The 15,287-nt window shown below is 54.0% G+C and carries 17 protein-coding genes, 1 tRNA gene and 1 rRNA gene; all 19 read right to left on the bottom strand.

The window, feature by feature from the left end; translation table 11 throughout:
* Positions 1-92: 92 nt before the first annotated feature.
* Positions 93-794: a 4'-phosphopantetheinyl transferase superfamily protein gene (locus tag M2403_RS08410; protein WP_259228926.1), complete on the bottom strand. Its 702-nt coding sequence runs from the start codon at positions 792-794 to the stop codon at positions 93-95.
* A complete protein-coding gene (locus M2403_RS08405; RefSeq protein ID WP_259228925.1) occupies positions 795-2,024 on the bottom strand; it encodes a beta-ketoacyl-ACP synthase in 1,230 nt (409 codons plus the stop codon).
* On the bottom strand, positions 2,021-2,752 hold the full coding sequence (locus M2403_RS08400; RefSeq protein ID WP_259228924.1) for a 3-ketoacyl-ACP reductase FabG2: 732 nt from the start codon (positions 2,750-2,752) through the stop codon (positions 2,021-2,023). The genes M2403_RS08405 and M2403_RS08400 overlap by 4 nt, the downstream gene beginning before the upstream one ends.
* A complete protein-coding gene (locus tag M2403_RS08395) occupies positions 2,749-3,228 on the bottom strand; it encodes a hotdog family protein (RefSeq protein WP_259228923.1) in 480 nt (159 codons plus the stop codon). The genes M2403_RS08400 and M2403_RS08395 overlap by 4 nt, the downstream gene beginning before the upstream one ends.
* Positions 3,225-4,397 carry a beta-ketoacyl-[acyl-carrier-protein] synthase family protein gene (locus M2403_RS08390; RefSeq protein WP_208950428.1) on the bottom strand — a complete coding sequence of 391 codons (1,173 nt, stop codon included), beginning with the start codon at positions 4,395-4,397 and terminating at the stop codon, positions 3,225-3,227. Before M2403_RS08390 ends, M2403_RS08395 begins: the two co-directional genes overlap by 4 nt.
* A gap of 1 nt (position 4,398) precedes the next feature.
* The gene (locus M2403_RS08385) at positions 4,399-4,974 is read right to left on the bottom strand and encodes a DUF3261 domain-containing protein (RefSeq protein WP_165058638.1); all 576 of its coding nucleotides are present in this window, start codon (positions 4,972-4,974) and stop codon (positions 4,399-4,401) included.
* On the bottom strand, positions 4,971-7,277 hold the full coding sequence (locus tag M2403_RS08380; RefSeq protein WP_259228922.1) for an MMPL family transporter: 2,307 nt from the start codon (positions 7,275-7,277) through the stop codon (positions 4,971-4,973). The genes M2403_RS08385 and M2403_RS08380 overlap by 4 nt, the downstream gene beginning before the upstream one ends.
* Positions 7,267-7,872, bottom strand: a complete 606-nt coding sequence (locus M2403_RS08375; RefSeq protein ID WP_259228921.1) for an outer membrane lipoprotein carrier protein LolA — start codon at positions 7,870-7,872, stop codon at positions 7,267-7,269. The genes M2403_RS08380 and M2403_RS08375 overlap by 11 nt, the downstream gene beginning before the upstream one ends.
* The gene (locus tag M2403_RS08370; protein ID WP_152324695.1) at positions 7,869-8,312 is read right to left on the bottom strand and encodes a thioesterase family protein; all 444 of its coding nucleotides are present in this window, start codon (positions 8,310-8,312) and stop codon (positions 7,869-7,871) included. Before M2403_RS08370 ends, M2403_RS08375 begins: the two co-directional genes overlap by 4 nt.
* Before the next feature lies 1 nt (position 8,313).
* On the bottom strand, positions 8,314-10,041 hold the full coding sequence (locus M2403_RS08365) for a glycosyltransferase (protein WP_259228920.1): 1,728 nt from the start codon (positions 10,039-10,041) through the stop codon (positions 8,314-8,316).
* Positions 10,032-10,376: a 3-hydroxyacyl-ACP dehydratase FabZ family protein gene (locus tag M2403_RS08360; RefSeq protein ID WP_259228919.1), complete on the bottom strand. Its 345-nt coding sequence runs from the start codon at positions 10,374-10,376 to the stop codon at positions 10,032-10,034. The genes M2403_RS08365 and M2403_RS08360 overlap by 10 nt, the downstream gene beginning before the upstream one ends.
* The gene (locus tag M2403_RS08355) at positions 10,373-11,752 is read right to left on the bottom strand and encodes an AMP-binding protein (protein WP_259228918.1); all 1,380 of its coding nucleotides are present in this window, start codon (positions 11,750-11,752) and stop codon (positions 10,373-10,375) included. Before M2403_RS08355 ends, M2403_RS08360 begins: the two co-directional genes overlap by 4 nt.
* Positions 11,719-12,192 carry a hypothetical protein gene (locus M2403_RS08350; RefSeq protein WP_405047816.1) on the bottom strand — a complete coding sequence of 158 codons (474 nt, stop codon included), beginning with the start codon at positions 12,190-12,192 and terminating at the stop codon, positions 11,719-11,721. The genes M2403_RS08355 and M2403_RS08350 overlap by 34 nt, the downstream gene beginning before the upstream one ends.
* Positions 12,193-12,314: 122 nt before the next feature.
* Complete coding sequence (locus tag M2403_RS08345) at positions 12,315-12,569, bottom strand: acyl carrier protein (RefSeq protein WP_152324699.1); 255 nt, start codon at positions 12,567-12,569, stop codon at positions 12,315-12,317.
* Positions 12,570-12,579: 10 nt separating this feature from the next.
* On the bottom strand, positions 12,580-12,837 hold the full coding sequence (locus tag M2403_RS08340) for a phosphopantetheine-binding protein (RefSeq protein WP_152324700.1): 258 nt from the start codon (positions 12,835-12,837) through the stop codon (positions 12,580-12,582).
* A 3-nt stretch (positions 12,838-12,840) separates the two neighbouring features.
* A complete protein-coding gene (locus M2403_RS08335; RefSeq protein WP_235937328.1) occupies positions 12,841-13,635 on the bottom strand; it encodes a 1-acyl-sn-glycerol-3-phosphate acyltransferase in 795 nt (264 codons plus the stop codon).
* A 17-nt stretch (positions 13,636-13,652) separates the two neighbouring features.
* Entirely contained in the window at positions 13,653-14,378 is a 726-nt protein-coding gene (locus M2403_RS08330) for a beta-ketoacyl synthase chain length factor (protein ID WP_165058647.1), read from the bottom strand.
* Positions 14,379-14,823: 445 nt separating this feature from the next.
* Positions 14,824-14,900 (bottom strand) — tRNA-Asp (locus tag M2403_RS08325).
* 87 nt (positions 14,901-14,987) lie between these two features.
* Positions 14,988-15,103 (bottom strand): 5S ribosomal RNA (gene rrf, locus M2403_RS08320).
* Positions 15,104-15,287 lie beyond the last annotated feature (184 nt).

Genomic DNA, 15,287 nt, shown 5'->3' with positions numbered 1-15,287 from the left:
TTAAAAGGTCAGCAATGCGGGAGAGTATGGACCGGCTTTTCATGGATAAAAACGACAGGTTTGCTACAAGACTTTTGCTTTAAAAACAATAATCAGGCCAGCGAATAACAAGACCAGCGGCGGGGGTTTCGCGGAATAAGCTGCGGGATAATCGACCCGTTGCGGGCATCGAAAGTATACTCTTCACATGTCGTCACGCAGGCAGGCAATGCCATTGCCGACATTACGGTTTCTCCTGCGGCCCACCACAGTTTGCTGTCCGTTGCGGATTCGGGGGAAAATTGCCCGGCAGCGGGATCCAGCCGGATCCGTTCCATCTGCCACACGCTTCCGGCCTGCTGTTTCAGCCAGGCTTCGCGCAGACACCATAATTGCCAGAACGCATTTAGCGGGTTTTCCTGTTCCGTCAGCCAGCAAAATTCGGTTTCGCTGAATGCCTGCCTCGCCACGTCCAGATACCGCGCCCGAGGCCGGATCTGTTCGACGTCACCGCCCGTTTCTCCCGCGGCACACAGCACCAGTTGCAGGCTGTTAACGCTGTGACTGAGGGAAAAATGGGGCAATGAGGGATCGGTAAAAGACGGTTTACCCCGCGCGGAAATTTGCATTTCTGGCAGCATTTCCTGTCCGCTGAAAGCAAACAACGCTTCGGCCAGCAGCGCCCTGCCCGCACGCCATTGCTGGCGGCGGGCAGGATGCAGGTTTTCACTTTTCGCCAGCAGTTCTGCGGGCAGGCGTGACAGCGGAAAAGTGTCGTCCAGCGACGCGGTGATAATGCGCGCAGAATTGGTCATTTACGGCCAGCGGCGGAAAACCAGCGACGTGTTAATGCCGCCAAACGCAAAGTTGTTCGACTGGATAAATTCGGTCTGAATATGACGCGATTCTCCCATGATGTAGTCCAGATCGCCGCAAAGCGGATCTGGCTGAGTCAGGTTAATGGTCGGCACAAAGCGGTCTTCACGCATCATTTCCAGCGACATCCAGGCCTCAAGCGCGCCGCAGGCACCCAGCGTATGACCGAAATAACTTTTCAGCGACGAAATCGGCGTCTGATTGCCAAACACGGCAGCCGTTGCATGGCTTTCAGCAATATCGCCACGGTCAGTTGCCGTGCCGTGCGCGCTGATATACCCGATTTCAGCCGCCGGGATCCCGGCATTTTTCAGCGCTTTTTCAATGCAAATCTGCATGGTGGATTGCTGCGGCTGGGTGATATGCGCCGCGTCGCAGTTGGTCGCGAAACCTGTGATTTCAGCGTAAATCTTTGCGCCACGCGCCTGCGCATGTTCGAGCGATTCGAGAATTAACGCCCCGGCACCTTCGCCAATCACCAGACCATCTCGCTGCGAATCAAAAGGACGCGGCGATAATTCCGGGTGATCGTTTTGCTGGCTGGTGGCAAACAGTGTGTCGAATACCGCCGCTTCCGACGGGCAAAGTTCTTCTGCGCCGCCTGCCACCATTACGGTCTGGTAGCCGTGCTTAATGGCTTCGTACGCATAGCCGATGGCCTGACTGCCAGACGTACAGGCGCTCGACGTCGGGATCACCCGCCCTTTCAGGCCAAAAAACAGTCCGGCGTTCACCGCTGTCGTGTGCGGCATCATCTGCACATACGTCGTGCCGGTAATGTTGTTGGTGTGTTTTTCCGTCAGCATGGTGGCGAATTCACTGACCGGTCCGGTGCTGCCGGTGGAGGAACCGAAAGCAATGCCCGTTTCGCCGTTGGTCAGGATCGGATCATCCAGCAAACCGGCCTGTTCCAGCGCCAGTTCGGTGGCGCGGGTCGAAAGCAGGGAAACGCTCCCCATCGAGCGGATGCGTTTTCGGGTGTAATGCGCAGGCAATTCGAAATCATCAACGGGCGCGCCGAGATGGGTATTGAGCCCCTGATAAATCAGCCATTCATCCATGTGGCGGACGGCATTTTTGCCCTGTTGCAGACGCGCACTCACGTCATCCCAGTGGTTGCCGAACGCCGTGATGCCTTTCATACCCGTAATAACAACACGCTGAGTCATACCATGCCTCCGTTAATGGAGATCACCTGACGGGTGACATACCCCGCGATGTCGGACATCAGATAGCTCGCCAGCCCGGCCACTTCTTCCGCACTGCCCATACGTTTCAGCGGGATCATGCTCATCGCAGCGTCCAGCGCCGGTTTTTCCATATCCAGCATGCCGGTATCAATCAGCCCCGGCGCGATGCAGTTGACGGTAATTTTGCGTTTCGCCAGCTCCAGGGACAGCGCTTTGCATGCGCCAATAATTCCGGCTTTAGCCGCGCTGTAATTCACCTGCCCGCGGTTGCCCGTCAAGCCGGAAACCGAAGACAACGCGATAATGCGTCCGCCCGCGCGCAGACCGATCATCGGCATGATGCAGGGCTGCAATACGTTGTAGAAGCTGTCGAGATTGGTGTGGATCACACCGTCCCAGTCTTCATCCGTCAGCGCCGGAAACGCGGCGTCGCGGGTAATACCGGCATTATTGACGACGCCGTAGTAAGCGCCATGCGCTTCAATATCGGCCTCAATCACTTCGCGGCACTGCGGGCGGTTGCTGATATCGAACTGAATCAGGCGACCGCTGCCGCCAGATGCCCGCACTTGTTGCAGCGTGTGCTCTGCCCCGCTTTTATCGCTGTGATAGTGAACGACAATCTCAAAGCCGTCCGTCGCCAGCTGGCAGGCTATCGCTTGACCGATCCCTTTGCTGGCTCCGGTCACTAATACCGAACGCGTCATTCCTTTTTCCCCTGTGTGAGCGTAATAAGTTCGTCCTTTGCTGGCTGATACGTGTTCAGCCTTCCCTGAGCAACCTGAAGGTTGTCTTTTTCCTGTTTAATACTGATAACACCTTCAAAGCTCGCGAGTTTTTCATCGCGTAATACCATTGAAACGCTGATAAGCAATTCACTGCCTGCCACAAATTCAGGCACGTTGCATTTTATCGCACGGCCGCCCAGCAACATGCCAACCTGCGGGGGCTCTCCGGATTGCGCACCGTGCCAGCCGCTCCAGACGCCGATGGTCTGTGCAATAAGTTCAAGGGCGTACCAGGCGGGCAATGCGCCGCGTGCATTCAGAAAAGGCGCCAACACGCCGTCAGGTGAGACGACAACGTCACAGATCGCGGTTTCTTCCGTTACGCTGACGACGTTTTCCAGCAACACCATCGGCGTGTCGTGCGGTAAATATCCGGCGGCGGTCAGAATGCTCATGACGGCCTCCCGATCACAATGCTGGCGTTGTTGCCACCAAAGGCAAATGAGTTGGACAAGATGACCGGACGTTCCAGCCTTTGTGGTGCATCAACCAGCCGGATATCCGGCAGACTGGCATCACGTGGCGTAATACTGAAATCCTGAGGTGGCAGATTGAGATTTTGCGTCAGAATAAGCCAGCTCAGCGCCGCTTCTGTCGCACCGGCGGCGCCCAGCGTGTGACCGGTAAGATGTTTGGTCGAGCTGCACGGGATCTGGCTGCCGAATACGCGGTGGATCACCGCCGATTCCACCTGATCGTTGAGCGGTGTTGCCGTGCCGTGCGCATTGATGTAGCCGACGTTTTCTGGCTCAAGTCCGGCCTGTTGCAGCGCCATGCGGATTGCCCGCTCTGCGCCCGCCCCTTCCGGATGCGGCGCGGACATATGCCAGGCATCGGAAGACTCACCGGTGCCCAGCAACGCGACATCCGCCGGTTCACGCGTCAGCAAAATCAGCGCCGCCGCTTCACCAATATTAATGCCATCGCGATCCTGTCCGAAGGGCGTACAGCGGCCACGGGAGAACGACTCAAGGCTGTTGAAACCGTTGACCGGCATCCGACACAAGCTGTCTGCCCCGCCGACAATTGCCGCATCAGCCAGGCCGGACTCAATCAGGCGCATCCCGCTGATAATGGCTTTCGCGCTGGATGAACACGCCGTCGATAACGTGTATGCCGGTCCTGTCAGCTCCAGCAGTTCCGCCATAAATTGCGAAGGATCGCCGAGTTCCTGCTGCTGATAGTCATAGCCTTGCGGGAAAGTCCCCTGCTGATGCAGATGGCGCACCGCGTCTTCCCCTTCGGCAATGCCGGAGGTGCTGGTGCCCATAATCACCGCAACGCGTTCGTGACCATAGCGGGCAATAACCTCGCTGACCGGCGTTTCAATTTGCGCCAGCGCGGCCAGCAGCAGCTGGTTATTGCGGCTGCGGTGCACGGAAAGCGATTCCGGGACCGGCGGTAAATAGCCCGTGACAGCGCCCAGCCAGACCGGGCGATTTTCCGTCAGCCAGCCTTCCTGCACAAACATGCCCGGTGAAACACCCGCCGTCAGGCTGGCAGCAATCTGCGCGTTGTTGTTTCCCAGCGCGTTAACCATGCCCACGGCCGAAAAGTAAATCATGTTATTCACCGACATTCTGGATAGTGATCTGGTAATGGAACGCCATCTGCGTAATCGAAACAGGCCGTCGTGATTTGCCTTCTGGCAGATAGTCAATCCGGGTGATCGCGTTGCCTTTGTCATCCGATAACGTACGGCGTAAAGGCTGGTCTTTCAGCGTCCAGCCCGGCGGCAACAGCGGCTGCCAGCTTCCCACCGGCCAGTAGCTGAACATAATATCGGCCAGAACCTGATTTGCTGGAGGCAAACCCTCAATCTTTATTGCCTGTTCAGTATGGATGCCGGTTTGATCGTAGACCACTTTAAAGAGACGGATCCCCAATGGCGAGAGCCCCGCCAGCTGTAGAGAGTTGCCGTCGGCGTTAAGCAGCACAAGCAAAGACTGCTGTTTTCCGTTGACCGTTGCCGTCAGCAATTGCTGCTGACTGACCGGTGCTGCCAGCACCGGCGCGGGTAATTTCACCTGTACGCCCGGTTTCAGCCACGCCTGAGGCAGCGTTTGAGCTGGAGGGCGCGAGGCGCAGCCGCCAGACATCAAAATCAGCAGTGCCAGAACCGGCAGCGTGAAGCGGATCATTTCTTACGTCCTCTTTTTTTAGCGGGCAACGTCAGCGGCGAAAGTAAAAACGCCGTCAATATGCCGGAACTCAGCACAATGCCAAAGCTGCTGATCGCCTGCGTGGAGCTGAATACCAGCATACCGAACGTCAGCAACGTGGTCGCGACAGCCATAAAAATGGCAAACATCGAAGTGGTCGGCGTGCCGCGCGGATTGGTGAAAAACAGGGTGTAGTTGATGCCAATCCCCAGAACCAGAATCAGCGCCAGCAATGAAAACAGGTTGAGATGGTGACCGCTGTAACCGAGCGCGGCGATGCCCATTCCCAGCGAAAGCAGCGTCGGCACCAGACAAATCAGCCCGTGCGGCAGACGAAAACGCCAGAGATAAATCGCGGCAATCACCGCCACCGCCAGCCCGAGCAGATAAGTGAGGTAAACGCGGTACTGAGAAAACAGCTCACTGAATTCAGACTTGCGGTCAATCCAGCCGGTTCCCGGAGACGCCGCCGCCAGCGCCGCCACGGCAGCGGTGTCGTGAACGCCATTGACCGGGATTAACGTCGCGCTGCGTCCGTCCGGCAAAGACAACCACAGTAAGCGCCAGCCCTGACTGACCACGCTGTTTAACCAGAGCGGGACATCAACCGTTTGCGGGTTGAGATCCGGCATGGCGACTGGAACCCCTGACTGCTGCAACTGCGCAATAATCTGCGGCGCACGCTGGCGGAGTAACGAGAGATCTTTTTGTTGCTGTAATTGCGACGGCAGGCTGAGCGCGCGATAACCGGCAATCACGCCATCCGTTTTCGCCTGCTCCAGTTTTGGACGCAAAGCTTCAAGACGCTGAAGCGTCTGCTCCGCCGTATCGCCGTAAACGATCAACCATTTCTGATCGTTGGTTTGTCCGGTCAGCGCGGCAATCTGTTGTTCCTGCTGCTGTAAATCTGCCGGCAGCGTTTGTAAATCGGCAATATCGTCATTGATTTTAAGCTGATAAATTCCGCCCGCCGCCAGCATGAAAATCAAAACCGGCAGCCCGATACGAACCGGTTTACGGCTGCGCCATGCCAGCAACCATTTCAATATCAGCGCCAGCCCGGGCGTCGGACCGACCGGCAAATGCGCCGATAAATACGGATACCAGCACATGACGGTGATACAGGCGGCGCTCAGCCCGGCGGCGGCAAAAACCGCCAGCTGTTGCAGACCGGGGAACGGCGCAATCAGCAGCATCAGGTAAGCCGCGACCGTTGTCAGCAGCGCAGCAGACAACGCCGGGAACAGCTTTTTCAGGCTTTCGAGCGGCGTGCTGGTTTCACCGTGAACGCGGCGTTCAGTGAGGAAGTAGAGGGTGTAGTCGGCAGAAATCCCGACAATGCTGGCGCTCAGCACCAGCGTCATCACGTGTATTTCACCGAAGACCCACAGGGTAAATACCGTGCCCGACAGCGCGCCAATACCGATTGAAAGCAGGCTGAGCAGTAACGGCAGCGCGGAGCGGAACATCAGTAAAATCAGCAGAAAGACGCCGATAACCGAGGCCGCGCCAATGGTAGATAAATCATGTTCAGCCTGCTGGCTGGCATAATTGCTGTAAAAAATCGTGCCGCGATCAAGCACTTTCGCGCCCTGCCAGCGCACTTCAAAAGCGTGCCTCGCCGCATTCAGCTCACCGACAGTGTGCTTCGCGCTGGTGATGTCATAGGACGACGTATTCAGCTCGCCGTGAAGTAAATACCAGCTGCGCCCTTGCGGATCTCGCGTCATCAGCCAGCCCTGATCGAGGCTCATGCCGCCGCTGCTTTGCTGCTGCGCCATTTGTGAGGCACGCACCAGCAACAGAGGGTCGTTAGCCAGCTCTTTTCCGCTGACACCGGCAAAGGCGGAATAAACCTGCCCCATGATCCACTGGCTTTGCTGTTCAGCACCGGCGTTCAGGCGCTGACGGGTGGCGTCATCAAGCAAAGCATTACGATGCCTGAAAAAGAACGCGCCCCATTCCTGCTGACGCGCCTCATCCATCGGCCCTTCCACCTGACTCAGCGCAGGAAGCGATCGCAGCTGTTTCAGCCAGTCTTCAAGAGGTTTTGTTCCCGCGCCTTCCGGCGGGCTGACCAGCCACATTAACTGGCGGTCAAGCCGCTGAGTAAAGCCGTCAGAAATCGCCGGAGGAAGAGCCGCCGTCTGTTGCTGCGGCAAAAGCGCCAGCACGCTGCTGTTAATCTGGCTGCGCGGGAGTAACCAGACCAGCGCGGCGATGAGCAACACAATAATCAGCAGCCAGATTTGCGCCAGCCGGCGGTGAAGATCAGGATGCAAAATGGCGTTTCTCGGCGTCAGTCAGTTCAGCGGGCGTCGTTTTCTGGTTAAAGAAACGGATATGCGTCGCGTCGCCCTGCATATCATCGATATCAATCTTGTTCAGGAAGGTTTCCCCGTTGAGTGTAATGCGGCGGAAAAGGCGGTTCAGCGGCGAGACTTTTGGCACCAGCACCAGCGTCCAGGCGCCCTGCCCTTTATCTGCGAAATCCAGCGTGAAGTTTTCTTCCAGCACGCGGCGGTCTGCATGAAACAGCGCGCTCAGCAGGGAGTTGAACTGGAACATCTGCGGATTATTGCTGGCCGTAATCACCTGCGGCTGCTGGCCCGCCATGATTTGCACCATGCGGGTTTCCGTCAGAAGGAACGTCAGAGGGAACGGTTTTTCCTGCTGCCACCAAAGCCCCTGTTTTTGCGCAATCAGTAAATTTCCGCCGGAGTTCAACGGCTGCGCCATCCCGCTGATGGTTCTCTGCTGGGCGAATTCAGCGCGCAGGACCGGTACCTGGCTGAAGCGCTGCTGCAAGTCATCGAGCGTCACGGCCTGGACAGCAACGCTGAACGCGGCGAGTAAAACAAACAGAAGTGATTTCACAGACTGACTCCGGTTTTATCGAAAAGAACCTGCGGCGAGACAAAACACATCTCTTTGGTCTCAGCATCCACGGCGACCTGTAACGTGTAACCCGTCGTTGTCCGTTTTCCGGTTTCAATATCATAAATCTGATAGCCGATACGCAGACGATTTTCGATTTCTTCCAGCTGCGCGTGAACGGCAATGCGCTGTTCGAACAGGACGGGCGCAATATATTTCACGCGCGTATCCACGATCGGCCACACATAACCGGAGGCTTCCATCTGACGATAGCCATAATCGAACTGTTTCAGCAATTGCTCGCGCGCAACTTCGAGATAACGGAAATAATTGCCATGCCAGACAACGCCCATGGCATCAGCATCATGAAAAGGCACGGTGATTTCCACCACGGTGGAAAAGCGCGGGTCGTTAAAGCGCGGATCAAGTTTGGAAGTCATATCAGTCAGGTTTCCTGTCAGAGGCGTCATCTGCGGGATGCTGCCAGAAATCATAAAAGTTGAACCAGTCGTGAGGCGCCAGCAGGCTGTAATATTCAAGGCGCGCAGCGTAGCGGTCGACGGTTTCCTGCAATGCAGGCAGACGATTTGCGCGGGGCAGAATCAGCGGATCGGCAAAAGATTCACAGTAAATATGCAGACGCCGTTCCTGTCTGATGCCAAACATCAGCATCACCGGCGCTTTCAGGGCGGCGGCCAGAATAAAAGGTCCCTGTGGGAAAGCCGCCGGTTTACCGAGAAAATCACTCCAGATGACGCGGGAATGCTCACCGCGCTGATGACGGCTGGCGGACGTTCTGTCGCCCACAATTGCCACCCATTCGCCGGCATCGAGTTTTTCCTGCAATAACATGGCGGTGTCCGGCCCCATCTGGCTCACCTGAATCAGATTCACAAGCGCCTGCGGGTTAATTTCTTTCATCACCTGATTAAACCGTTCGGCATGTTCGGTGAAAACCAGCGCATTCACGGTGATCCGGTGATTCAGCGCACCAATAGCACGGCAGGATTCGATGTCGCCAAGATGCGAGGCGAGGATCAGCGTGCCGTGCCCGGAGGCAATATGCGCTTCGCAGACGTCGGGATTCACCAGCACCGCATCATTCAGAGTTTTATCGCCCTGCCAGCTCGCCAGTTTGCTCAGCATCGATTCGCCAAACCGCATGAAATGCCGGAATGTACTTAACGGATAAGGCAACGCGATTTTGCGCTGAGCTGCAACGTCGCGGACGCGTTCAAGCCACGCGGCCGACGCCTTGCGCTGTTTTCCACCCGTCAGCCAGAAGTAACCAATCACCGGATAAAGCAGTAACTGGAAAGCGCGGTAGCCCAGCACGCGATAAATCTTCAGCATCAGGCGAATACCCCACAGCCCTTTACGTTCGCGCGTTACCGACCAGTGCGGATCGCTTTGCTGCGTTTGTCTCTGGCGCAGCAAAAAAGGAATGCGCGGCAACATGCCGAAGAACAGGCGGGTATGCATCCACGAGATTTTAATGTTGTCTTTCACCGCATCAAAATGCGAAACGCCGTCTTGCGGGTATGTGACGCGCGTCGGCAGGAAACGGCTGCGCGTCCCCTGCCAGTAAAGCCGCACCATGATTTCAGTATCGAAATCCATGCGTAAACCCAGTGGCTGTTTGTCCATCAGACTCAGGCAAGCCTGCAAAGGATAAACGCGAAATCCGCACATGCTGTCTTTGAGGGAAAATGACAGGGTTTCGACCCAGACCCAAAAATGCGTGACATAGCGGCCATAAAGGCGCGATTTCGGCACACTTTCGTCATACACCGGCTGACCGGAGATCAGGCAATCCGGGTGTTTTCGCGCTTCCTCCAGCATGAGAGGAACGTCGGAAAGCTGGTGCTGACCGTCTGCGTCAACCTGCATGGCGTGGGTAAACCCTTTTTCCGCAGCCAGCCGTAAGGCGGCCATGACGGCGGCACCTTTTCCCTGATTCGGCGACAGGCGCGTCAGGCTCATCCACGGCGTGATCTGCGCCAGACGCTGTAATTCATCCGCAGTTTGTGCCTCGCTGCCATCATCAACCACAATGCACGGCAATCCGAGAGACCGGAGTTTATCCAGCACACCGGCCATCATCGGCCCGTGGTTGTAACACGGGATAATCAGACAGGGCGAAAACAGCGCTGAGGATATTACGGACATAATGTGATTTTTCCACTGCTGGCAATGGTTTCGCCCAGGGCATAGCGGAAAACCAGCCGGTGTTTTTCTTTCAGCCAGTCAATGTGCAGACTGACAGTTTCATCCGGCAAAAGTGGCCGTTGAAACTTCACCACTTCCATCCCTGAAAAAGCCTTATTCAGCCGTAAAATCTCCCCCGCATACTCCATCACCCAGTTCACCTGCGTGACACCCGGAAGCAGCGGATACGTGGGAAAGTGCCCGCGAAACCAGAATAAATCCGCTGAGAGTCGCAATTCGAGGATCAGGCTGGTGTCGCTGCTTTTATGCATGCTCAGGACTTCAGGCTTCATCATAAAAACATTTCCTGTAATTCAGCGGCTGCGCGCTTACCTTGCTGATTGAGAGGGATCGCCGGAACAATACGCCAGTATCGCGGCAGTGACACCGGAGATACCCATTCCCGCAAAGCATGGCGGATCTGCCCAAACAGGACATTGCGGTTTTCGACCTGCAACAGCGCATCGCCCGCCGGGGTCAGTACAATCAATGCCGCAACCGAAACCCTGCCCTGTTTTTCGAGCGTCAGAACGCAGGCGTCAGCCAGAAGATCGAGCGCACACAAGCGTTGCTCAATTTCATCCAGCGAGATCCGCTGTTCAGCAATTTTAACGATCCGATCTTTACGGCCCAGAAGGTCAAAATGACGTGAACCGTCAGACGACAGTTTTATCTCATCACTAAGAGCAATGCCTTCCGGCTGCGGAATAATCGGAGAAATCACTGCAATGTTGCCATCGGGCTGAGGGCGTAAATCTACGTTGTCGAACAACGCCCAGGCTTCGCCAGGCCGGGTTTGCTGGCGAAATGCGATAACGCCACTTTCGGTGGTGCCATAAATCTCTGTTGGCAGGCAACTGCATGTTGCTTTCACTGATTGCGCCGCATCGCTTTCCAGAGGGCCGCCTGCGGAAAAAACTGCACGCAGCGTGACCGGCGCTAATGTGGAGTCCAGACGTTTGAGAAAGGCCGGGCTGCTGACAAACGCCAGCGGGGTTTTTACTGCGCGTGAATGCAGCTGCTCATGATACTGGACGCTGGTGGCCGCAAACGGCAGGCCAAGTGACAGCGGCAACATGAACGCAAAGCTCAGGCCGTACATATGATGAGGCGCGACCGTGGCGACGAACCGGGAACCGGCCAGTTCTGCGCCCCATTGCGCACTGAGCCACTGGCTTTCACGTTCAAGACAAGAGACTGGTTTGATAATCTTCTGCGGTTTTCCGGTTGATCCGGACGTGAAGAGGACGAGCGATGCATTTTCCGGAAATGCAGGTAAAACGGAAAGCGGTTCAAGGGTAACAAACGGGAAGCGGAGAACAGGACAATTGAGCTGCAACGGCAGATCGGTAATCAGCGCATCGAATTCATCGCATTGCTCAGAGAGCTGAGCCTGACGAAAATGTCCGGGCAAAACAGGGGTTTTCCCGCTGTAAAGAACGGCCAGTAAAGCCACAGCGAACGAATAGTTATCTTCCAGACACAGCGCCCAGCGCGAACAGGGAGTCACACTGACACTGGCAAACAGCGTCGCGACATCCCGACGGAAGTCGCGCTGCCTGTACTCACGGGTTGCACTCCAGGCAACCAGATGATCATCTGCTCTTTCCGTGCCCAGCCATTGGCACATTGGCAGCGTCACGGCTTGCGCAGACGCTTTCTGACTATCCATTCAATACCCATTAATAAACCAATCAGCAGATAACTGATCCCGCCGTTGTAAAGCGCCCACAAAGACACATCGCCTTTCAGGCAGGTATATAAAGCAAAAGATCCATTACAAACAAAAAACAGGCACCAGACTTGTGTCACGCGTCGCGTATAGACAACCCCTTCGGACGGTAAGTCGGGCTCGTTCAGCCGGGCAAGGCGCTCAACCAGTGATTGCCGGGCGAACAATGAACTAAAAAACAGGCTCAGAAGCAGGAAATTCACCGCCACCGGGTAATACAACAGCATCGACGTTTCGCGCAGTAAAACGCTGGTGATGACCAGCACAATGCCAGCGACGGCCATCGCTTTACCGAAAAAAGTGAGCTGATTTAATTTTCCGCGAAAGGTGAGCAACCGCAGAATAAACGCAATAATCAGAAGGGGAGCAAGAATACTCATTCCCCAATTTTTTAAGCCACACCAGACCGCTACCGGATAAGCAATAATCGCCACGGGCATTGCCCAGCGAGCGAACGCTGCGACAAGCTGAAGGGAAAAGCACCGGGTTTCAGACACAGCAACTATTGCGCTGGCGTGTTAAGTAATTCATCGATGGCATCAACAACATCCTGAACGGTTCGTACTGATTTGAACATTTCAGGTTTAATTTTTCTGCCCGTCGATTTCTGCAGATGAACAACCAAATCCACAGCGTCAATACTGTCTAATTCCAAATCTTCGTAAAGTTTGGCATCAGGGCTGATATCACTTTCATCAATTTCAAATAGCTTGATTAATAACGCGCTAATCTGCTGATAAATTTCTTGCTTCTGCATAGGAATCTCTTTAACCACGCTGAACTGATATAAACTGGCTAAGACTTTCAACGGAATAAAAATGCTCACGCATTTCCTGACTTTCAGCCGAAAGGATCACGCCGTATTGCTTTTTCAATGCCAGGCCTAATTCAAGGGCATCAATAGAATCCAGCCCCAACCCGTCGCCAAAAAGAGGCGCTTGCGTATCTATCTCGTCTGGCGTCATTCCTTCCAGATTGAGCGTCGCGATGATAAGTTCTTTAATGTCGTTACTTAATGAATCCATGACTTATTTCTCGTTATTTTGAGTATTACCGTGCATCAGTTCAGAGCGCAAATGCTGTGTCAGACGCCTTGCTGCCAACGCAGGCGAAAGATCCTGTTCATCAAAAAAATCCTCAGCCTTTACCTTATCGGCAACAGTGATGACAAACTGAGGTTTTACCCGCGGAATTTCGTACCATTTCCCCTGTTTGGTCAGCATGGGTGGCTGGCAGGAAATATGAACAATCCGTACATCACAACCGGCTCTCAGCGCGATATTTGCTGCACCACGCTGTAGCGTTATCGGTTTCTCAGGCAAAGAACGCGTCCCTTCAGGGAAGACCAGCAACGTTCCACCTGCCTTGAGGCGCGCCTCACAAGCCTGAAGCAACTCATCAGACCCTGAGTTCACCAGATATCCGGCTGCTTTGATGACGCCGGCCAAAAATGGGTTCTTCAGCAACGCCTGTTTGACGATGCAATCACAGCGCGGCATTCGTGAAGCCAGAATGACATAATCAAGAAGGCTGGGATGGTTCGCAACAATCAGGCATCCGGTATCCTCCTGAAACTTTTCATCGCCGACGAACCTGTAATCCATCACACCAAAAAGTCGTAATCCTCCGAGGAAAAGTCGAAAGCTATTACGAATGCTGTTCAGTGTCATCCGATGCAATTTTTCCGGCTGACGTATGATTAACCGCAACAGAGTAAACCAGAACAAAGAAAGCAGCAGTCCGCCAATTCCGAAAAGCGCAAAAAACATGCCTGTAACAGACCATCGCCACATCCGGTCCGGCAAAGAGGAAACGTCTTCCATTAAGGCAGATTCTTTCCTCACAATGCACGCGTCCATTGCCAGTGATGGCGACTATCAGCACTGACAATAAATGAACGTGATGAGGACAGATAACCCCGCAGGAATTGCAAACCCTGCGAAAGAGCAAGCGGATCGATTTCGCCGTTTTTTGAAATGCGCTGGCACTGCAAAGTATCGCCATCCGCCAATATTATTGCCATCGCGTAAGGCAGAAACTCGGAATTTACCGATTCAGCATAAAGGGAGGGAATTTCGCCATCAAAATCGACCAGCATGACGCGCGAAGCACCGCTTGCCAGCATAGATTGCGCTTCCAGCAGACCTTGCTGAAAACTGTCCGTACCGGCGGCCAGTGAGGTCACCGGCAGTGTATTTTTACTGATAATGGTTAACCAGCCAGCGGCGGTATTATGGACAGACATCGAAAATTCGGTGGGGGAAATAGCGTCGTCTTCTGCAAGCGCATGTAAAATGCGCCCCGTTCTCTCAAGTTCACCGTGGCGGCTGGTAAAAATTGCGGCATCAACCTGATGTTTCGTAAGTAAGGACAAACCGGCATCGACGGCAAAACGACTTCCGATACTCATACGACGCGCAGCCATCATTGGGATCTGCGCGCTCTTTGGGATTTCACCTGAAAATGCATCCACACCGGAACATTGCGCCCATTGGATCCAATCGGCACAATTATTGATACCAGGAGCAACCGCCTGCCAGTCAAGTATATCCAGTGAGAATTTCATAATGATTAATCTTCGCGAATCTTCCGAATTAAGACTTTATGATATTTTATTAAAAGTTGCATCAGTAATCTGACAGGCTATTGCGCTGAATGATGTGTTTTAGTTATTTTTACAACAATTTAGATATTACCGACCAGAATACATATCTGATAAATCTTAATTTTATAGTGGGAAATAGCATTTGGGGTTTTTATGAAATTAAAGTCAGCGACATTATAATGGGTTAAATTGGGAAAACATTATTATTCTCATAAAATAAGAACAGTGATTATATAGATTAATCTTCAACAGAAAGTTAATCGATTGATTTAAAATATCACACAGAGTTTTCAACCGGATAAAAAAGCTTTAAATAAGAAATCCAGTACGTTTAACACCCGATTTTTTACAGATTTTAAAAATGCAAAAAACCCTGAATCTTTCGATTCAGGGTCTATGCAATTAGTGGCGGAACGGACGGGGCTCGAACCCGCGACCCCCTGCGTGACAGGCAGGTATTCTAACCAACTGAACTACCGCTCCACCGGTTCTTTCACTCATATCAGCAATCGTCTGATACAAGTTTGTTCCTGTTATCTTCCTTGTCAGGGGAAAAGGAACTTATTTGATGCCTGGCAGTTCCCTACTCTCGCATGGGGAGACCCCACACTACCATCGGCGCTACGGCGTTTCACTTCTGAGTTCGGCATGGGGTCAGGTGGGACCACCGCGCTGTTGCCGCCAGGCAAATTCTGTTTCATTCATACCGCTCACCCTCTCTCAGGCTTGCACTACGAACCAATCTCGGAACATTACGCTGAAAAATCTCGGTCTCGCACAGAGTCAATCTAAAACACCTTTGGTGTTGTAAGGTTAAGCCTCTCGGGTCATTAGTACTGGTTAGCTCAATGCATCGCTGCACTTACACAC

It is taken from the genome of Rahnella sp. BIGb0603 (assembly GCF_024808755.1).
In the GTDB taxonomy this organism is placed as follows: Bacteria; Pseudomonadota; Gammaproteobacteria; order Enterobacterales; family Enterobacteriaceae; genus Rahnella; species Rahnella contaminans.
This window is presented reverse-complemented; position numbering and strand designations above follow the sequence as displayed.